Below are 19,952 nucleotides of genomic sequence, written 5' to 3'. Positions count from 1 at the left end.
GGAGCATGAAAAAGTATTCATTATATCTCCACTTTTTTACATTTTTTTTGTGCGCCTTTGCCTGCGCAAGGCCTGTCCGTTCTGATGCTGCGGATACACTCCATCTTCCGGCGGAGTCATCGGTACAGCGGTATGGCGCGTTGCATGTATCCGGCCGCTACCTGAAGGATCAGCATAACAATACCATATCCCTGCGGGGGCAGAGCCTCGGCTGGAGCACCTGGTGGCCGCAGTACTGGAACGCAGGCGTGGTGAACTGGCTGACGGATGATTTTAAAACAGATATTGTCCGCGCGGCAATGGGTATTGATGCAACGCCTGCTTACCTGAATGATCGTGCCCGTCAGCTTTCGTTGCTGAAAAAAGTAATTGACGCTGCACTGGCAAAAGGCAGTTATGTAATTATTGATTGGCATTGTGAAGCATTCCACCAGGAAGAAGCGGTCGCCTTCTTTAAATCAATGGCGCAAACTTATGGTCATCATCCGCACATCTTGTATGAAATCATTAACGAACCCAATAAAACGCAAACATGGGAACAGGTGAAATCCTATGCCACTGCGGTGATTGCCGGTATCCGCGCATATGATCCGGATAATATTATTATTGTTGGTTGCCCGTACTGGGATCAGAAGATCCGTGAAGTGGCAGATGCGCCTTTAACCGGTTACAGTAATATTATGTATACAGTACATTTTTATGCAGCCTCTCATGGTCAGTGGCTGAGAAATGATTGTGCTTATGCCCTCAGCAAAAATATCCCGGTGTTTGTAACAGAGTGTAATGGCTCGGAAGCTTCTGGCAGCGGGCATATCGACTATCCGCAATGGGAGGCCTGGTTTACTTTCCTGGAAAGCAACCAGGTGAGCTGGATTAACTGGTCGGTATCTGACAAGCGAAATGAACTATGTTCTATCCTGTTGCCGGGAGCGCCCGCAAACGGAGGCTGGACCGCCGCTCAACTGACGGAATCAGGTAAATATATCCGTGCAAAATTAAGAGGGTATAGCACCCGTCCCTGACAACAACTACTTCCGGCGCGACCACAATTTACCGATGCCGATAAAAGCCAGCGACATCACCATAAATAAAATGGCGATGCCTCCCGCATTTATCAATGTTTGCTGCATGCCTATTTCACCTGCATGAATAAACGGATACGGATAAAATCCGGAGAAAGCCCCACGGATCAGGATAAACACGAGATAAATAAAAGGATACCATAGCCACGGCAGGAAGTTGTTCCATTGCAGCGTATGTTTCTTAACAAATACGCACCAGTATAAAATGAAAAGTACAGGTATAATGGTATGTAGCAATTGATCCAGCACTTTCTGTAAACCCTGGGGCTGCCAGAGGGAACGAAGCACAATATTATAGATCAACGCTACAATAGTAATGTAAACGGTAATGGCCGTAGCCGTTTGTGTCCGGGAAAAGAACGCGCCCATACGACTGCCGGGCGCCAGCCACAAAACAGTGCAGTAAGCAGCTACCATTAAATTAGTGAGCAGTGTAAAATAACTAAAGTACCGGGTAACACTTTCGGGAACAGATACCTGGTGACTGCTGACATTAAGGTACAATTGTGTAATCAGGGCAAACCAGCCAAGACAGGACAAGATGGCAAGAAGAATTTTTTTGGGAATGGATTTTTGCATACTCATCTTCCATTAGTATTTATACGAATGTAATAATATAATCCCCACTTCATGCATACATCGCGTGGATCACCTTTTTTTAGCTAAATTTATCAGCAGAAAAGAAGGAAATGGAAGTATTCGGTACCCACAGTCATACAATAATACATGGAGATGCGTTGCAGGCGCTGCAAACGCTGGTGCCGGATCATTCAGTGGATCTCATCTTTGCTGATCCTCCCTATAATATCGGCAAGAACTTTAACGGGCATATAGAGAAATGGGATACGGAAGAAGAATACCTTAACTGGTGCTACCAATGGCTGGATCTTTGTATCCGGAAACTCAAGCCTGCCGGTAGTTTCTATGTAATGACCGCCACCCAGTTCATGCCTTATTTTGATATTTATCTGCGTCAGAAAATAAATATCCTTTCCCGCATTGTATGGAGCTACGACAGCTCCGGGGTGCAGGCCAGGAAATATTTTGGGTCTATGTATGAACCCATCCTGTTTTGCGTAAATGACAAAAATAACTACACCTTCAATGCTGCCGACATCCTCATTGAAGCCAAAACCGGCGCAAAAAGAAAACTGATCGACTACCGGAAAAGTACGCCAGCTGCCTATAATACACAAAAAGTTCCGGGCAATGTATGGGACTTCGCACGGGTGCGCTACCGCATGGATGAATATGAAAATCATCCCACCCAGAAACCCATCGCCCTGCTGGAACGTATCATTAAAGCCAGTTCTAATCCGGGAGACATAATACTGGACCCCTTCTCCGGTACCTTTACTACCTGTGCGGTGGCTAAAGAACTGGGCAGGAATTGCATTGGTATAGAAATGCAGGAAGAATATGTGAAGATCGGGCTGCGAAGATTGCAGCTCGCGGAAGAATATAAAGGAGAAAAATTACAACGTGAAATCCGCTCTTTTGAAAGCGGTATCATCTGAACGAACATATATGGAATTACACGATCAAAAAATTGTGGCAGCTATTGAAGCCATCTGGGAGGAAGCAGAGGTGTTGTTTGAAAACAATGATCCGGCCCGGTACGCATTGAAGCTGGAAGAAGCATGGGACCTGTTGCCAGCGCCCAAAGAAGTGTATGATGAGAGCTATCATATAGCCCTTGCCATTGCAGAAACCTATCTCATATTAAAAGATTACCCGGCGCTGCTTCGCTGGGCAAATATCTTACAACAATGTGATACGGGGCGTGCAGATGATGGCGAACGTGAATTTGTACTGGGTAAAGCCTTTTTTGAAAATGGGAATATGAAAGAGGCTGAAACATATTTTACTACGGCCATGCATAAATCCGCCGGACGTGTGTTTGAAGGCGTGGATGAAAAATACCTGCACGTGTTTCCCGGCCTGGCTTCTGTAGTGGAAGAAGAGCTGCCGCCACATATCTACGAACGGGTAGAGGCTTTGTCTGAAGCCGGTAACGAACTGGCAGATGCAGACGATTTTGATGGCGCCATTGCCCGGTTTACTGAAGCATTGCAACTCCTGCCGGAACCGGCGCGGAACTGGGAAGCCAGTACCTGGTTGTTTGCCAGCATCGGTGATATGTATTACTTTAAGAGCGACTACCAGGCCGCCGCCAATAATTTTTTTGAAGCATTAAATGGCCCGGATGCACAGGCCAACGGCTTCGTTAATTTACGTTTGGGAGAAAGCCTGTATGAGCTGAACCAGCATGATCAGGCGCTGGAGTACCTGTTAAGGGCTTATATGCTGGAAGGGACGGAGATTTTTGCAGAAGAAGATCCCCGCTATTTTGTTTTCCTGAAAACACGGGTGAAATTATAGATCCGCCCTTTCTGCAAATTCATTGATGAGTCGCGCATGATCTCCTAAAGAATAAACCGCATCAATCAATGGCGCATATTTCAGGGTGTGGTTCCTGATCGTCAGCCGGGCAGCTTCCTCTCTTTCTGTAGGATTAAACACGCTGCCTGCTTCGTCAAACAGGAACCAGTCGCCTTGGATGCTGTCGCAGGATTCGCAGTGGTTAGACCAGTAATAGTTCCCCAGCGTATTAGACCACGCCCGCTTATAACGTGGATAGTAATCATTCAGGAAAGTTTGCAGGTTATCTGAAATGGCAGATACCTGCTGGAATACAGTAAAGAAATCCTGCGCCCGCCATACCGACTCGTCCCGCTCATTTATATCTTTCTCATAAAAATAATTACCTGCAAGCGCTATCACACGGTTGTTGTGCTGGCATTTCCAGCACGGCCTGCCGGCTTGCACAACACTTATTTCAGTAGGCAGAATGATAGCAGGGTGCTTTTCCGGAATCCACCGGGCCACCTCTATCAGCCGGTCGTACTGGTCTTCCGGTAAATACCAGGTGTGCGACACCTGGTCCCATTGGGCGCCCATAGATGCAGCATGCTCTTTTTCCGCGTTGGGAACATTCAGTAGTAATGACATAAAAGCAGGGTATGACTAAAGACTCTCTTCAATGAATTTAAGGAAAAAAAGGCGAATTCGGTGGCGTGTTCATGATTCCTTAACGAATCCACTTGCGTATCAGCAGAAAGGCGGGTATTGCCAGCAGTAAAAGCAGCCAATACCAGGAGAAACGGGAGGAAGACAGGATCACGGCCCCGGTATTTCCCTGGAAGCTCAATGCAGCCCAGTAGTAGGGGAGTTTATGCATCTCCGTTACCTCCGGATCTTTGAGCCAGTTGAGTTTGGCCTGTTGCAATGCGGTGGCTGTATTGTGTTGTATGGTAAGCTGTTGATAGAATTGTTGCATCAGCAGGGGAGCGGTAGCATCGTTTACATTCCAGGAAGCAGCTACCACTGCAGGGGTGCCGCCGGCCATAAAAGCATGCGCCATACTCTGGATGCCTTCCCCGGTTACGGGGCGGCCGTCGCCGGTTTTACAGGCACTCAGCACTACCAGGGCCGGGTGGCGGATAACACCGTTCAACTCAAATAAATAAAACGGCGCATCATACAGCATGATATGCGGTGCGGCGGTACTGTCTTTTTGGGTGAACCCATGCGTGCTGATATGTACAATGCCGGATTGCTCCAATGCGTCCCTGAATTGTTTGCTGTTTGCCTGTTCATTCACAAACCACTGACCGTTATTGATCACCGGCGCCAGCAACTCTTTTTCTTTCATAACTCCCTGCAGTTCCGGTAATCCTGCCCGTTGCCGCGAAATAAAAAAGCCGCTGAATCCTTCCTGGTTGCTGTGCGCCTGCATCTGCAGGCGCCAGGTACGCAATGAATAGGCATAAGATACCGTTGCCTGTTTCAACAGGAAAGGCCACTGTCCGATAGTTGGTTTATACACGCTGTCGGTTATCAGCGCCTCCACCGGGAGGGTGTTGAGCGGTCCGTCGGGCATCAGCAGGTAGGTATAGCCGGGCTGCAACGGATGCCCCGCAAATATTTGCGTATACAAGTGATGTGCTGCCTGGTAATAAGCTTTCGGATGGTTTACCATAGCTGCGGGCCCTTCTTCAAAAAAATGCTGTTTAAAATAGCGGATAGCATCCGGGTCCAGCGGGGTGCTATCCGCATATCGTATGCCCTTGTGGTCCGATTCTATGGTGTATAAGGTACGCTCCCCGGCAAAGTAAGTGCGGATCCGCTGGCGGGGCGCCAGGCGGCGCAGCAGGCTGTCCGGCGAAAATATTTCGTTGCCGGTATGTTCTGTTTGCCGTACTTTTTTTCTCAAAGTAGCCAGGTCCCAGGCCAGCCGTTGCTCGCGGAGCTGTAATAGGCTGTCGCTTTTGCCGCCCTGCAACGCTTCTTTGCGGTAGTAGAGTTGCGCCTGCTCCAGCAGCCGGATCCGTTTATGAATAGTATCGTTGCCGGCGTGAATGGACTGCTGCTGCATTTCTTCCCATAATAACTGCGACTTACTGTCTTCCATAAATTGCAGGATAGCCAGCTGGTATGCTGCCTGGTGCGTGGTTTGCCAGCACTGCCAGGCTAGTGCAATGGCCGCTTCATAACGATAACGGCTATCCGATATAGCCGCTTCTTTGGCAGAAGGGGATATATACTGATGACGCAGCTCTCTTTCCGCGGCAAAGCTCAACCGGTATAATGCCAGCGCTGTAGCGGGTTGCCCGATCGACTGGTACACCGATGCCGCCGTGAAAAGAAGATCCAGCAGCGTGTATTCTCCATAAATATCACTTGGTGTAATTTTACGTATATCCTTTCCCGGTAGTAATATCTTTGCGCAGCTATCCAGCCAGGGACGCGCTTTTTCCGGCTGTTTTGCGGCTACCTGCAATTTCCCGATGCGCAGAAACAGGCGGGCCTGCTCCCTCTTTCGCAGGGTACGCTGGCTTTCCGGCATGGCCAGCGCCCGGAAGTAATACTGTGCTGCGGTTTTGGGATCAGTAAGATAAATGTCGCCTGCCTGCTGATAAGCCATAAACAGCCAGTGCGCCGCCTCCGGGTTGCCGGCAGGTTGCTGTTGCAGGATCCGGATACTTTGCGCAATACTTTGCCGTGCAGCGGAAAATTGGTGTAGTTGCTGGCAGGCATCCGCCTGCTCAGATAAGAGCAAGCCGTAGGTAGCACTGTGTTTATCCGCCAGCAGCAAGCCTTCCCGGCAGTAACGAAGGGATTGTTCCAGCTGCCCCATATTAGCGGCTGTGTTAGCGAGATTGCTGTAAGTAGCTGCAGTAGCCTGACGGTCGTTTAACTCACGCGCAAATTCCAACGCTATCCGGTGAATAAACAACGCCTGCTCATAGTCGCCAAGCCGGGTGTAATTGTTGCCCAGCGGCTTCAGGATGTATTCCAGTACCAGCCCCGGATCAGTAACAGCAGTGTGTTGCCGGCCCCATTCAAAGGCTTGCTGGTAGGCATCTGTTGATGAAATAATATCCCCGCTTTGCAACAGGGAATATCCCTGGTTGATGAGCAGGTCCATCCAGGCCTGTATTTCATCAGTAGTGCGGGGCGCCCGCCAGGCATTGACGACAGCCCTTTTCAGCTGTGCGGCCTTTTCCGCAGGCGTAGCGGCGGGGCATTGAATATAGGTGTAGATCCACTCATCCAGCCGGTTGGCAGCCTGGTGTTTTTTCAATACAGCCGGCTCAGGGTCCTGCCAGGAAATCAACAAACCGGATACCGCCAGTAACAGCAGTACTTTTTTCAGGTAAGTGATATATGATCGGGCTCCAGCCATTGTATAATGACTGAAGTTATGATTTATTACAGTTTGTAGATAGCGTATACAAAGAAACGGTCGGGTGTATTACCGGTAACCTGCCGCAGGTAGCGCAATCCAATAGCTGGTCCGCTTTTTATCTTTCCTATCTGTATATCGGCAAAGGGCGCGGCATTGATGCTGGCAAGCCATTGTGAATCATCTTTGAGCGTTTTACTGAGGGTGTTGGTTACCACGTTCGGTTGCTGTATGTCGGTCAGGTACACTTTTGATTCAGTAGTAGTTTTGGTGGCAATGTTTATCTGGGCCATCGCGCCAATGCCCACACCAATCCAGTTGTTGAGGTTATACCGGAAATGCAGTGGTACCAGTTGCAGCGATTGCCGGGTGGTAGTGGTCACCTCATTCCTGCCCCGGATCAGGTATACCTGGCCGTTTACAGAGGTGTCCCTTTTTTCGCGTATGATGGCTGTTGCCGAAGATTCCTTTTCCAGTAAACCGGCAAAGGCTTCCACCTGGAAGTAGGGCCGGTCAGGCGCAAAGGGCGCCAGTACTGCGCCCAGCTGCAACGGGCCTTTCAGCGTATTGTCGCCGCTGTTAGGAGAAAACGTATAGCCGGCAATGATACCGGGTGAAAATCCTTTGATGAACCTGGCGGTGGCGCGATTGGTATAAATAGGTTCGTTTTTATCGAAGATGATCGCTGCACTGCTGCTGAAAGGAATCTTTTTGGGTTTCTTTTTAAAGAGGATGGAGTACCGCACAAACCCTTTGGTGGAGTCGGGATCGGCAACACCTTCCTGCTGGAGACCGGGCAGGTAAATATTTCTGAAAACAAAATAGATGCTGTCTTTCGTACGCACGGTATCTATACAGCTTTGCGTCTGGTACGCGGAGTCGCAGGCGATGCAGGCCGGGCTTACTTCTTTCAGTTGTATGGTTTCGGTGTTCAGCTGCCGTGGCACGGCGATGCCGATGGCTACTCTTTTTGCGGGTCCTTTACCGGTATTCTGGAATTGAATTTTATAGGTTAGTTCTTTTTTCTTTCCCATAAAACGATAGTTGATCCGGTGTTTCCGCAGCTGCAGCCGGTTAGGGTCGTGAGAGTTTACCACGGCCATTTCCAGCTCATATACTTCAGGTTGCATCAACGCATTGTCGGGTACCAGCATGGCGGTCATGGTAACGGTGGCGTTGGTGTCCTGTACCATTTCCGGCAGCGTATGCATATTGAGGAAAAGGAATTGTTCTGATGTTTTGCCGGCATTGCTGAAGTGCAATACGGTATGACTATTATACGCGCCCTGCATGGCCTGTAGCATGGCTTTGGCGGCAGCATTATTTACAGCGGGTGCGTTAGCGTGAGGGCCACGGGCCAGTGCTGCGTCAGGTTCTGTATCGGGCGTTTCCAGTTTAACGAGTAAGGATTGAAGGGAGCTGCTGTCTTCCCCGTGATAGCTTCTTTTTTCTGTAAGATCAAATGCTGCATGACCAAACTGCTTCTCGTTATAAAACAACAGGATGGTGCCGCTGCCTGCATCGCCGGCCATATTCCGGTAGCCGATGAGTGCCATGAAGTCTTCACCTGGTTTGGGATTACGGTTGATCTTCATCTCTATATTCCCATTTCCATGAAAGAAACGGGAAGCCCAGGTGCTGTTTTTTATTGGCTTCTTTACTTTAATGGGCCTGGGTTTGGTAGGCGGCGCCTTGCCATCGTCGTAGTTATTGGTAGCGTACAGGCGTACCTGGTAGGTGCCGGTATCTTTGTAGTGCAGTTCCGGCGTTGGACTAAAGCTAAAGGTGCCATCTCCGAGTTCCCAGAAATAGGTGTAGAAAGAAGCGGGGGCGCCGGCTATCTGGCGCAATGGACGCAGCTTTGCAACGAGGTGCATACTATCGTCAGTACCCTGCACTTCAATTTCCGGCGGAAGGGTATCCTGCGGAAATGATGGAGGTACAGGAGATTGCGCCATCACAACGCTTTGAAAGAAAAGGAATAGTGCTACTAGGGAAGCTGTAGGTTGCATATAACATAAATATAAATAAATATTATATAGAAAGCAGCAATAAGCCAACCGGGGGATTGACTTATTGCCTTCAACTTTGGAGTACTTGTAAACGGATAACAGGCCGGTTATTTGGAATTCATACTGTTTATGAGTGACAACAAAGTAGCCGCATCCACAGCCTGCAGGTCAAAGCTCACGGTGGAGTAGTTATCGCTGCCTGCCGGTGTGCTGATGGTAACCGTTTTCTGTTCTGCATAGAACTGGCCATTTACAGCGCTGATAGCGAGGAAGGTGCCTTCCAGTCCTACCGGGATGGAAGTCTGATAACTATGAAAGCCTTCTTTACCAGCGGGAGGCGTCATAATAACGTTGTAGAATTTTACGAGTGTATTGTAGTTTTTGGGTTTGAAGAACAGCATGCTGGGTTGTTCGCCGCCATAGCTGCTGGCTGTTTCGTTATTAAAGTGATTGGTAAAATAAGCCATCACTGTGGTTTTGGGATTGGGCATGGCTGCCAGGCCATCACAATTCACCCACCGGATAAGGCTGTCCAAACGAAAGTTCATGGTACCGCTGGACGTATTGAACAGCGCATAACTGCTCTGGATCTGGTTCCACAACACGCCCCTGGTAATGGTTTGCTGGGTGGTAATGGTTACTGGCTGGTTAATGTAGTTAAAACCATGCTGCGTAACAGACACGGTGGTGTCGCCGGTCCACATGGGCACTTCTTTTACGCCATTCATCACGTTATCTGCCGGCCTTGCGGGTACCTGTACCATGATGCCTTTGCCGGTGTCATTCTTCGGTCGCAGGCCAAGGTCCTGGTTGTTCTGAACCGCTCTCACAAAAAACTCTCCGAATGATACCAGCATCTTCCCATCGGCAGTAACAGTTGCTTTGTCCGACAGGATCATACTGCTCACATCCCTGATCTCTTTGATACTGATATCCACTGCGCCCGTAACAGGTGCCCCGCCGGCAGTAATAAAAACATTGGGAGGAATATTGAATTTTGTTCCCTGGCTGGTGGTGATAACGCCACCTGCCGCTGCATTTATACTAAAGTGTTCAAATGGTTTGGCATGACTGTCGAGAAATTCCGCCAGCATTTTAGCGTCCTGTCCTTTTTCCGGACCGGGTACTTCCTGGCTGTTATTTTTTTTACACGAAGAAATAGCTAATGCGGCAGCTACCAGGCAGGTGATCGATGTTAAGGTAATCGCTTTCATAAAAGATATTTTTGTTTAGAAATGTTTTTGCTTGTTTGATAGTAGATCAACAGCCCTTTTATTTTGTTACCCCCTTTTCGGAATATTTTTTTAGAAAGATGTACTTTTAGTCACAGCATGTTCCTATCAACCCATGCGAAGCACTTCCAGATGAGTATTCACCCCGACCAGCGATACCTTGAGGGCCTGTTACAGAACGATACGTTGCTGGTGCAGGAGATCTATCAGCGTTTTGCGGGAAAGATCAAACACCATATCCTGCAACACCAGGGTACGGAAGATGATGCCGCCGATATTTTCCAGGAGTCTATTATAGATGTATATCACCAGGCAAAGCACAAACAGCTACAGCTTACCTGCCCTTTTGAACCGTTCTTTTTATTGATCTGTAAAAGGAAATGGCTGAATGAATTAAAAAAAAGAGGCCGCCAGCCGGTAACAAAAAGGCTGGATGATTTATATGATGTGGGAGAAGATGTATTTGCCGCGGCCGAACAGGTGGTAAAAGAGGAAGCCCAGGCTGGTATGTACCTGGCGCAGTTTGAGCGGTTGGGGGAAAAGTGCCGGGAAATTCTCCGGTTATCACTGACCGGGGAAGCCCAGGAAAAAATTGCGGCGGCGATGGGTGTTACCTATGGCTATCTGCGGAAGAAAAAATCGGAGTGCATGGCTACATTGTTATCCTATATTCAGGCTCAGAAAACTTAGTGTATGGCTGCTTATAACCAGGAAGATATTATCCGTTACGTGGAAGGCGACATGCAGCCGGAAGAACTGCTGCAATTTGAAGCGGCCCTCCGGGAAGATGCCGCTTTGTCGGCATCGGTACAGCAATACCGGGAGGTAGCTGCTACCTTATCGGAGCGCTTAAAGCCAGATCCGGGCCTTCACCAGCTGAAGGCCACCCTGCAGGAGCAGCGCGCTGAACATTTTCAACGCACAGGAAAAGTGGTGGGCTTTAAAAAGTACCTGGTCACAATCGGTATGGCTGCAGCAGTGCTGGGAGGAATTTTCCTGTTCCGCTTTTATTCCCGCGATACCAGCTATATGGACACCTATGGCAATATTGAAATGCAGGTAGCCGCTGAGCGCGGAAATAGTGAGGATACGTTGTTACAGTCTGCCGCATTATATTTTAACGAGAAGGCCTACACGAAGGTCATTCCTTTGCTGGACACTTATCTCAAAACAGATAGTAGCAGTCAAACTGCCCTTTATTACCGGGGCATTGCCTTTACCCAAACGGGCGCCGTGCAGGCAGGTATGAAAGATCTGGTGAAAGTATACGAAGGCGAATCCGTATTTAAATACGATGCCGCGTTTTATATTGCCCTGTATTATGCACAGGCACAGCATAAAAAAGAGGCATTGACCTGGTTAAAGAAAATCCCTGCCGATGCGGCTGCTGCAGCGAAAGCCGCCGCACTGGAAAAAGAATTGAAATAAGTGGGTATGATCAGTATTTATCGTCATTGATCTCCAGCCAGTAACCATCCGGGTCACGGAGGTAGATCTGCTGCACGCCGTCTACTCTTTTATTAATAGCGCCGGCTTTGCCTGGCCAGTCTTCAAAGGCAATCTGGTGCTTTTTCAATACTTCCACGAAAGCCTGCATATCAGGCACGCTGAAGCAAAGGTGCGTGTTTTTGTCGTGCGTGGTGGCTTTGGCTGCACCGGAAATTACGTGTACATGGCTGTTCTGCCCTACTCTGAACCAGCTGTGTCTCCCATCTTTAAAAGGTTCTTCCATTGGTTCCAGTCCAATAATATCCCGGTAAAAATCCGTGCTTGTTTTCAGATCAACTACATACAACGCCATATGGTTCAGCGATGGATACTTCTTTGCTTGTCCGCTCATGTGAATAGAAATACCGGTAAGCGCCAAAAAGAGGAGGCCGCCGGATAATAGAAATTGTTTCATACAAACAAGATAATCAGCACAAATGAAAAGTGCAAGCGCGGATGTTGTCTTTCTCCCTCTGATCCCGGGAAAGACAACATCCGCGGCGGTTTTTAATTCGCTGCTTTAAACGCCACTGATTCGATGATTACATCCAGCTTTTTCAGTGCCGGCATATCGGAGCGGAGAATTTTGTCGCCGGTGGCCTGGTCATATTGTTTAGGATCGCCGGTGTTATTGGCTTTCAGCACAATGATCACGCCTTTGCCTTCCAGGGCGCCGCCATTCCAGCTGGATACCATTCCGCCGTTGGTCCACTCAAAGGCGTTCAGTTTAAAGGGGCGGCCATTTACCTTGATGAGTTTGTCCAGCGGGTCGCCGGCTTTGATGCCATAGGGCGATTTCCATTTGGAAGGGTAGTGGGAGAAGGTGAGGATATTCCCGTTTTCTCCGTCAAACTGTACTTCCAGTTCGTTGTCGGTGTCAGGATAGATCAGGTAAGCCTCGCCTTCTTTTTCGCCGGAGAGGTTTACGGCATCGTGCTGGGTAACGTTATTGGCGCCGTACATTTCCACCAGTTGTTCCGGGGTGCGAACCTGGAACAGGGGGCGCACTTCCCAGTTGCGTGTATCCGCTGCCGGGGCAGTGGAGGTGGTCGCGTCGGTGTTGCCTGTTTCTGTAGTAGTGGCGGTTTCATTTCCGGTGGTGGTGCTGGCCGGCGCGTTGGCTGCTGCCTGGTTGGCGGCGGCAACTTCTGCAATGGTAGCAGGCGGCTTCTTACCGGTTACCGGTCCTGTATAGGTAGCCAGGAAATCAGTTTTATCTTCCAGGAGGGCTTTCACTTCGCCCTTGTACTTATTGGCTGTGTAGGTGGCAATGGGGAATACGCTGTTGGTTTGAAGTCCCATGCTGCGCAGGTTGGCAATAAACCGTTGCCGGTTACAATCACTGTACTGGTAAAGGTATTTCAGCGCGGCGTCGAAAGCTACCGGATCTTTTTTCAGATCAAAAACAGTAGAGTCGATATCCAGGCCGGCGTTACCGCTGCGGGTGAGCTGTTCGGCAATGTACCCGGTGATGGAGTCATGCGGCAGCTGGTAGTGAGCGGCTACCCGGGCGGAGAAATCGTCTACGATATTTTGACTGAGTTTCGTTTGCGCGGTGAGTACCACCGGAACGAGAAGGGCAACCAATATGAAAAACCTTTTCATGTGAGCTGTATTGAGAATCTTTAAAACTAACAACGTTAACTGGTTTGAGATCACTAATTTATGTAATCTTTGCCACAGCAGTTACCATTACCGCAATAATAGCGGGAATTAGTAAAACGTATGGATACTGAAATATAGTATTTTTAGGGGCAGGGTACGCCAAAGAAATGCAGGTACGCCATGTTTTATGGTTGAGACGGCACACTGTCGCGGGTTTTAATAAACGCTCCGTAGTACTTTTTTATTTCCGCATAGATGTCGTAGTCGGAGGCATTTTTAATAAATGAATATTCCGGCCGGTAGTACTGCATAAAAAGCCGGAGGCTGTCGCCATCAAGCCGGGTCACTTTATTCACCAGCGAGGGGGTATATACACTGTTTACATACATCTCCTGTTCTTTATCCAGCAACATATGTTTGAAGGCGATCTTCTTTTTATTCTTCTTAAACTGCGTAACCCGGTATAGTTTGTTGATATCCACGGCAGTGATCTTGTAAACTTCAAACCATTTCGGACGGCGGAAGGTCATCTCTTTACTATATTCCTCCCGGAAGGCAGCAGAATCTTTAAAAAAATTATACCGGACAATATTCACTGTTTTCAGTTGTACCGGAGGTTTTACGGTGGTGTCGGCAGTTTTGGCCTGTGCAAAACTGCGGGTCGCTGCAAAGCATAATATGATTATCAAGGTCGGTACAACGGGCTTCATCGGCGGTTAAAATACTTTCTTCTGTTGAAAGAAAAAATTAAATAAACATATCTTCGGCATAGAAAATATTCTGATGAAGTATCAACCGTTTTTATTGAGATGCTTGTTGCTGGCATTGCTGATTGGTTTCCTGGCGTCGTGTAATCAAAGCAAAAAACAAAAATTCAGTGTGGAAGATGTACCGGATCCGAAAAAATCCGGCGGTGGCTATGTGAGTAATCCCGACCACCTGATTTCCGACGCAACGGTAACGGAACTGAATGAAAAGTTATCTACCCTGGATAATGCCGGCAAGGCGCAGGTAGCGGTAGTAATATTACGCAGCATCGGCGACAATGAAACGCGCGATTTTGCCCATAAGCTGTTTAACTACTGGAAGATAGGAGATAAGGAGAAGAATAACGGGTTGCTGATCCTGATGGTGGAAGATGCCCGCAAACTGGAATTTGAAACGGGATATGGCCTGGAGGCAGACATGCCGGACATTATCTGTTTCCGTATCCAGCAGGAATACATGATCCCGCGCATTAAAGAGCACAACTACGATGCAGCGTTTACAGACGGCGTTAAGTCTGTCGCCTCCCTGTTCGACAACGGCAACTATGCGTATGATATGCTGCCGGATCTGCCAGGGGCGGATGCTTCCCTGATGGCTACCGATAGCGAAACTGTTGCAACAGATGAAATCCCGCCACCGGTGACCGCTGGAGACGCTATAGACGTAGCTCCCCAGTCATTTGCCAGTACAGAGGAAGCCACCAGTTCCGCTTCCAATGATTATACCGGCGATTTTTCCTTTATGGCCATTATTTTCTGGTTATTCATATCGGCGGCAATGATGCATGTTTTCTTCGGGAAAAAAGCAAAGCGGCGGAAAGAGAATGCTGATGAAGAACCATTGGCCGTAACGGCTGTTCCGAACGAATTCCTGCGTCCCCGCTGGATTGGACTGATCATTATCCACGCCATCGCTTTTTATACCATTTTCTATCTCATTACAAAACGGCATATGGATGTGGGATTCCTTAAAGTATGCCTGATCTATTACCTGGTGTGGCTGGTATTTATGCACGTGGCCGTACTGCTGATCATGCTCCGTACTGCGGTGATGCTGAAAAACGACGACCGCCACCTGAAATGGCTGCGGCTGGAGGTGTTGAGGAGGGATCTGCGGATTGCAGGATACATATTCCCGTTGCCGTATTTATGGCTGTATATCATGTGGCTGAAGAACAGGCTCAATCATCTGCGCAACGACGTATATGACTGCCCGCAGTGCGCCCAGGCCATGCACAAACTGGATGAAGCAGAAGATGATACTTACCTGGAAAAAGGCCAGGTAGTGGAAGAAAAGCTCGATTCGGTGGATTACGACGTATGGCGCTGCGATACCTGTAATACGCAAACGGTATTGAATTATACCAATATGCGGTCAGCGCTGGCAGACTGTCCTTCGTGCAAACATAAAACCTATAAGTGCAAGAAAACGGTGACTAAACAGCGCGCTACTACATCATCTGAAGGATGGGGCATAAAAGAATATGTTTGCGCCTTCTGTGCCTATGCGCATGATTACCAGTTTGTAATTCCGAAGATATCTGAATCATCATCTTCTTCCTCTTCCGGAAGTTCTTCGTCGTCGTCCTCTTCTTCCAGCTGGGGTGGCGGATCTTCGGGCGGCGGTGGCGCCAGCAGCAGCTGGTAAAAAAAAGAGCCGGTATAATACCGGCTCCCTGTTAATCTGAATAACTATATCGTTTTAATTATCGGCATTCATTTTACCAACCACTTTATATCCTGCGATAGAATTATCGCTGTTCAGAACAGGCTGATAGTACATGCCGTCTGGTGATAAATAGTACTGCTGACCGTTGATATTTACGGAACGGCTGTTATCCGGTAATTGTGAAATCATATCTGTATTACCTGTGCCGTTGTCGGGGTTGTTATTTCCCTGGTCATCAGTAATGGTCACTGTTTTATCGCCGATCTTACCATTTTTGCCCACTACTATATAACGTCTGCCGTTATCTGTCATGGACTCCTGGTAATAGGTACCATTCAGTTCGTAATAGGTGTTTCCGTCTACCTGTATTTCCTCTGCACCTTCCGGCAAATCCGGTACTGCTGCGCCGAGGGGAGCTTCTACCACTTTATAGCCTTTGGTATCGCCGGTCGACTGGTAATAAGTTCCTCCGTAATAGTACATCGGACCAAAGGAGGCGCCCAGGGAGAAGTAACCAAAAGGCAGTGAAGAAACATATAATCCTAATGGCGGGAAGAACGGGTTGTAGTAAGGCCTGTACCAGGGACGTCCGTAATATACGCGTCCGCCGTAAATGGGACCACGATAACCGTGATAATACCCCCTGTTTACGGGAGCCACTATGCGGGGAGAATACATACGTTGGGAAGTGTATACCCTGCCACTACCGCCGCCGGAACGGAATCCTCCGCCTCCGCCATAATGGTAGCCACCACCACGGCCTCCGCCCTGGCCTGAGCTAACACGTTGCGCGTAGGCGTTGCTTACTGTAAATGTGCCCAACAGGCCAACCAGCACAAACAGTATATAAATTCTGTTTTTCATTTTTTTAACATTTGGTAATCGTCTCTTCAGTTTCTCTTTCTCTGTCGTTTATTAGACGGTAAAAGGGGCTTGAAGTTTAACTGCATACCACTTATTGCAAAAATGCGGCCGGTTTACTGAAATATGCCTGCTTATTGAGGGCTGGTAGTATTAATGGCTGCCATAAAGCGTTTGGCGAGATTCCCTATTTCGGCCGACTTTACCACCTGGCTTATCCATTGGGCTGGCAGCTGGTCATAGCCGTAGTGGAGGCCCGCTGCGGCCCCCGCCACCGCGCCGGTGGTATCGGTATCTCCTCCCAGGTTTACAGCGGTAAGCACGCAGGTAGGGTAATCCGGTGTATTGAGCAGGCACCAGAGGGCGCTTTCCAGGGTGTATACCACGTATCCTGAGCTGATGATCTGTTGTTCGGGTACAGCGGCTATATTTTGCTGTAATACGCGCTCATAGAGCTTTATTTCCGTGGGGTTGAAGGGTTGTGTGCCCAGGTAGGCATTTACGCCCCGCTGCATCTGCAAATAGGCTTCCCGGAGATCTTTCAGGGACAGCAGGGCACGGAGGAATTCCACGTAAATGAAACAACCCAGTACTGAACGGAAATGCTGGTGCGTTATGCAGGACACTTCCCGGACGATCTGGTAGCGGATATGGATATCATTTTCGCTGGTGAGGAACAGGGCCAGCGGCATCATGCGCATTAAAGATCCATTGCCGTTTTCAAATTCCTCAAATCCGCCGCTCACCAGCGGGGAAGTGCCGCTACCCACCCTCAGCAACGCCCGGCGGGTGGTATGGCCAATATCAAATACCTCATTATGCGCGCCCCAGTAACCTTCTGATGACCAGCGTACAAACGACTGCGCCATGTTTTGAAGGTTGTAACCTGCTATGAGGCTTTCCGCTGTGCAGAAAGTGAGGGAGGAATCATCTGAAAAGGTGCCGGGAGGCTGATTCCAGCATCCGTACCCGGTGAGGGTGGTAATAGGATTTTCTGAGAGATAACTACGCGTTTTGAATTCTACCGGTACGCCCAGTGCATCGCCGATAGCGATACCGTAAAAAGCGCCTGTAATTTGTTGTTGCATGGGATAGAATATCTAACGTTAAAGTATGTATGAAATACGGTAATGAATATACGGTTGATTTGTTAATTCTGACAATCACGCTGCGATATTTATACAATAATTTTTTTAATCGCCGTTGTTCATTTTATTCAGCATTTTTGAGTTCCGTTCAGAATTGTTCATTGTTATAATGGCCATAGAACATGCTTTACGGTAATGATAACTTTCTACCTTTGCATTATCACGATGAACATATCGTTGAAAAGAATTACCGGAAATCTGTTTTTTAGTTTGTCAGGAGCATTATTATAACCTTGTTGTCACAGTTAACCCAGTCACAATAAAAAGGTTATTCAACCATTATTAGCAGCGCGAAACAGCTGGCTATTCCTTGCATTTATTTATTGAAAACGAAAATTAACCCACATGCAATCTTTTTTGTTCAACAGGCATTTTCAAACATGCACATTTCTTGGACATTACCACTACCAGTTATTTCTTTTTGTATTGAATTAGCGGAACAGCTGTTGCTTTCGGTAGGCCAGGTCCTGATCAGGGCTAAGGAAGATCAGGCATAGGAAGAGCGTGACAGATCACCGGCATTGATACGCCGGTAACTGGTCAGACCTGGTATTACCAACGGCCGGCAGGGAACAACATGCACACTTGCAGCTTAAGGTATTCATTGTTTGTTCCCGGCTACAGTTAACCAATCAAATCCTATTCACATGGGGTGATAGTACATACAAGAACGGACCGTTTTTCCAGGCAGTCCGGTTTTTTAAACATTGAGATGAACATTTAGTTGAAGTCTTTGCGACGCATGCTAAACGGGGCCACTTATTCAGGTAGTCCCCTGATTTTTAATCCCATAAAACTTTTATATGAAAACATTATTGGAGTGCAACATACACGATGGAAGCTTTATGCCCCGGACCGTTTTTCTAAGCGGTCCCCATTACCGGAATCACCAATATGAAGGCGCATACCCTGCATATTGTTTAAATATAAAGCCATACGTTAAAACGGTCAGTGTAGAAACGTGATCATTTATGCTGCGATTGATTCGGAAAACCGGGGGACTGTTTTTCCAGACGGTCCCCATCTTTAAAAATCAGGCTGGTAACAGTCTTACTCATAGAACGCTTTTCATAGGTTCAATTTGATTTGGGAAAGGAAGGGACCATCTTTCCAGATGGTCCTGATTTCTTCCTCCGGATCATAAAACAAATAACATTCAACAATGGATCGGACATACTAAAAAACAGGGGCTGTTTTTCCAGGCGGCCCCATCTCCTGACTAACACATGGTAATGCAGCGGTAATACCGTGCTTACTGCAACATAGCTCATTTTTGAGGTGGACGTAAATAGATACCGGGGCTGTTTATCAAAACAGCCCACTATTTTAAACCGGATTTATAGGAAAAATGAAAGTTTTGGTGATAACTTCGTTACCTGCACTTTCAAAGAAAGTGCCTGTTGATAACATCGTAAATCCGGAAACTCATGCAATATCATCTCCTCGGAAAATCAGACCTCTCTGTCAGTGAAATCGGATTCGGCTGTATGTCGCTCGGAAATGATGATGCCGCTAGTGCAAGCCTCATTCATCACGCCTGCGACCAGGGAATCAATTTCTTTGATACCGCCGACCTGTATGAGCACGGACAAAATGAAACCACCGTGGGCAAAGCCCTGAAGGACAGAAGATCATCCGTGATCATAGCCACCAAAGTAGGGAATCAGTGGAAAGAAGATGGCAGCGGATGGGACTGGAATCCCCGCAAAGCATATATCATAGCCGCTGTGGAGGCGAGTTTACAACGACTGCAAACAGATTATATTGATCTGTATCAGCTGCACGGCGGCACCATTGACGACCCGATAGATGAAACCATTGCTGCCTTTGAAACCCTGCAGCAGCAAGGAAAAATAAGGTACTATGGGATCTCTTCCATCCGGCCCAATGTGATCCGCGAATACGTACAGCGGTCAAACATCGTGAGCGTAATGATGCAGTACAGCCTGCTGGACCGGCGCCCGGAAGAAACAGCTTTCCCTTTACTACAGGAAAACAACATCGGCGTGCTGGCGAGAGGAAGTGTGGCGAAAGGCCTGCTGGTAAACAAACCCGCCGCGCCTTACTTGAACTATACCGCGGAAGATGTGGCTGTTGCCGCTGCTGCTGTAAAATCGGTAAGCAGCGCTTCACGGGATGCTGCGCAAACAGCCCTGCGGTTTGTATTGCAGCAACCGGCTGTAACCAGCGCTGTTGTGGGCATCCGCACACCGGCGCAGCTGGAGGATGCGCTGCGCGCTGTGCAAGCCATCGCATTATTGCCGGATGAAATAGAAAAACTGCAACAGGCAGTAGCCATCAACAGGTATGATCAGCACCGGTAGCAATATACGCTGCTC

17 protein-coding genes are annotated in these 19,952 nt (G+C 48.3%); 7 read left to right on the top strand and 10 right to left on the bottom strand.

The annotated features are described in order from the left end of the window. The first annotated feature begins 5 nt into the window (after nucleotides 1-5). On the top strand, nucleotides 6-1,022 hold the full coding sequence (locus B5Z18_RS18385; protein ID WP_079470930.1) for a glycoside hydrolase family 5 protein: 1,017 nt from the start codon (nucleotides 6-8) through the stop codon (nucleotides 1,020-1,022). A 6-nt stretch (nucleotides 1,023-1,028) separates the two neighbouring features. Here the strand turns inward: B5Z18_RS18385 and B5Z18_RS18380 are convergent, their stop codons facing one another. Then, a complete protein-coding gene (locus B5Z18_RS18380; protein WP_079470929.1) occupies nucleotides 1,029-1,667 on the bottom strand; it encodes a Pr6Pr family membrane protein in 639 nt (212 codons plus the stop codon). 104 nt (nucleotides 1,668-1,771) lie between these two features. On the opposite strand from B5Z18_RS18380, the gene yhdJ reads away from it, so the two are divergent. Then, nucleotides 1,772-2,599: an adenine-specific DNA-methyltransferase gene (gene yhdJ / locus B5Z18_RS18375; protein WP_079470928.1), complete on the top strand. Its 828-nt coding sequence runs from the start codon at nucleotides 1,772-1,774 to the stop codon at nucleotides 2,597-2,599. A gap of 10 nt (nucleotides 2,600-2,609) precedes the next feature. Continuing rightward, on the top strand, nucleotides 2,610-3,464 hold the full coding sequence (locus B5Z18_RS32720; RefSeq protein WP_143313633.1) for a tetratricopeptide repeat protein: 855 nt from the start codon (nucleotides 2,610-2,612) through the stop codon (nucleotides 3,462-3,464). Here the strand turns inward: B5Z18_RS32720 and B5Z18_RS18365 are convergent. The 4 genes from B5Z18_RS18365 to B5Z18_RS18350 all read right to left on the bottom strand — a co-directional run bounded on the left by B5Z18_RS18365 (nucleotide 3,459) and on the right by B5Z18_RS18350 (nucleotide 10,057). Then, a complete protein-coding gene (locus B5Z18_RS18365; RefSeq protein ID WP_079470927.1) occupies nucleotides 3,459-4,094 on the bottom strand; it encodes a DUF5710 domain-containing protein in 636 nt (211 codons plus the stop codon). The genes B5Z18_RS32720 and B5Z18_RS18365 overlap by 6 nt on opposite strands. A gap of 79 nt (nucleotides 4,095-4,173) precedes the next feature. After that, entirely contained in the window at nucleotides 4,174-6,831 is a 2,658-nt protein-coding gene (locus B5Z18_RS18360) for a CHAT domain-containing protein (RefSeq protein WP_079470926.1), read from the bottom strand. 26 nt (nucleotides 6,832-6,857) lie between these two features. Then, nucleotides 6,858-8,843 (bottom strand): DUF7849 domain-containing protein, encoded by a 1,986-nt coding sequence (locus B5Z18_RS18355; RefSeq protein WP_079470925.1) that lies wholly within the window; start codon nucleotides 8,841-8,843, stop codon nucleotides 6,858-6,860. 107 nt (nucleotides 8,844-8,950) lie between these two features. Further along, a complete protein-coding gene (locus B5Z18_RS18350; protein ID WP_079470924.1) occupies nucleotides 8,951-10,057 on the bottom strand; it encodes a hypothetical protein in 1,107 nt (368 codons plus the stop codon). Nucleotides 10,058-10,174: 117 nt separating this feature from the next. Between B5Z18_RS18350 and B5Z18_RS18345 the strand changes: the two genes are divergently transcribed. Together B5Z18_RS18345 and B5Z18_RS18340 are read left to right on the top strand one after the other, a co-directional pair. After that, nucleotides 10,175-10,765, top strand: a complete 591-nt coding sequence (locus tag B5Z18_RS18345) for an RNA polymerase sigma factor (RefSeq protein WP_079470923.1) — start codon at nucleotides 10,175-10,177, stop codon at nucleotides 10,763-10,765. A 3-nt stretch (nucleotides 10,766-10,768) separates the two neighbouring features. Then, entirely contained in the window at nucleotides 10,769-11,503 is a 735-nt protein-coding gene (locus B5Z18_RS18340; RefSeq protein ID WP_079470922.1) for a hypothetical protein, read from the top strand. Between the two features lie 10 nt (nucleotides 11,504-11,513). Here the strand turns inward: B5Z18_RS18340 and B5Z18_RS18335 are convergent, their stop codons facing one another. The 3 genes from B5Z18_RS18335 to B5Z18_RS18325 all read right to left on the bottom strand — a co-directional run bounded on the left by B5Z18_RS18335 (nucleotide 11,514) and on the right by B5Z18_RS18325 (nucleotide 13,857). After that, nucleotides 11,514-11,978 carry a VOC family protein gene (locus tag B5Z18_RS18335; RefSeq protein ID WP_079470921.1) on the bottom strand — a complete coding sequence of 155 codons (465 nt, stop codon included), beginning with the start codon at nucleotides 11,976-11,978 and terminating at the stop codon, nucleotides 11,514-11,516. 92 nt (nucleotides 11,979-12,070) lie between these two features. Continuing rightward, a complete protein-coding gene (locus B5Z18_RS18330; RefSeq protein WP_079470920.1) occupies nucleotides 12,071-13,168 on the bottom strand; it encodes a hypothetical protein in 1,098 nt (365 codons plus the stop codon). Nucleotides 13,169-13,353: 185 nt separating this feature from the next. Then, a complete protein-coding gene (locus B5Z18_RS18325) occupies nucleotides 13,354-13,857 on the bottom strand; it encodes a hypothetical protein (RefSeq protein ID WP_143313632.1) in 504 nt (167 codons plus the stop codon). Nucleotides 13,858-13,951: 94 nt separating this feature from the next. On the opposite strand from B5Z18_RS18325, the gene B5Z18_RS18320 reads away from it, so the two are divergent. After that, the gene (locus B5Z18_RS18320; protein WP_079471011.1) at nucleotides 13,952-15,583 is read left to right on the top strand and encodes a TPM domain-containing protein; all 1,632 of its coding nucleotides are present in this window, start codon (nucleotides 13,952-13,954) and stop codon (nucleotides 15,581-15,583) included. A gap of 54 nt (nucleotides 15,584-15,637) precedes the next feature. On the opposite strand, the gene B5Z18_RS18315 is transcribed toward B5Z18_RS18320, so the two are convergent. Beyond that, nucleotides 15,638-16,468, bottom strand: a complete 831-nt coding sequence (locus tag B5Z18_RS18315) for a DUF6515 family protein (protein WP_079470918.1) — start codon at nucleotides 16,466-16,468, stop codon at nucleotides 15,638-15,640. A 131-nt stretch (nucleotides 16,469-16,599) separates the two neighbouring features. Beyond that, nucleotides 16,600-17,553 carry an ADP-ribosylglycohydrolase family protein gene (locus tag B5Z18_RS18310; protein WP_079470917.1) on the bottom strand — a complete coding sequence of 318 codons (954 nt, stop codon included), beginning with the start codon at nucleotides 17,551-17,553 and terminating at the stop codon, nucleotides 16,600-16,602. Between the two features lie 1,487 nt (nucleotides 17,554-19,040). Here B5Z18_RS18310 and B5Z18_RS18305 point away from each other — a divergent pair. Further along, entirely contained in the window at nucleotides 19,041-19,937 is an 897-nt protein-coding gene (locus tag B5Z18_RS18305) for an aldo/keto reductase (RefSeq protein ID WP_079470916.1), read from the top strand. Nucleotides 19,938-19,952 lie beyond the last annotated feature (15 nt).

It is taken from the genome of Chitinophaga ginsengisegetis (assembly GCF_900168065.1).
GTDB lineage: Bacteria > Bacteroidota > Bacteroidia > Chitinophagales > Chitinophagaceae > Chitinophaga > Chitinophaga ginsengisegetis.
This window is presented reverse-complemented; position numbering and strand designations above follow the sequence as displayed.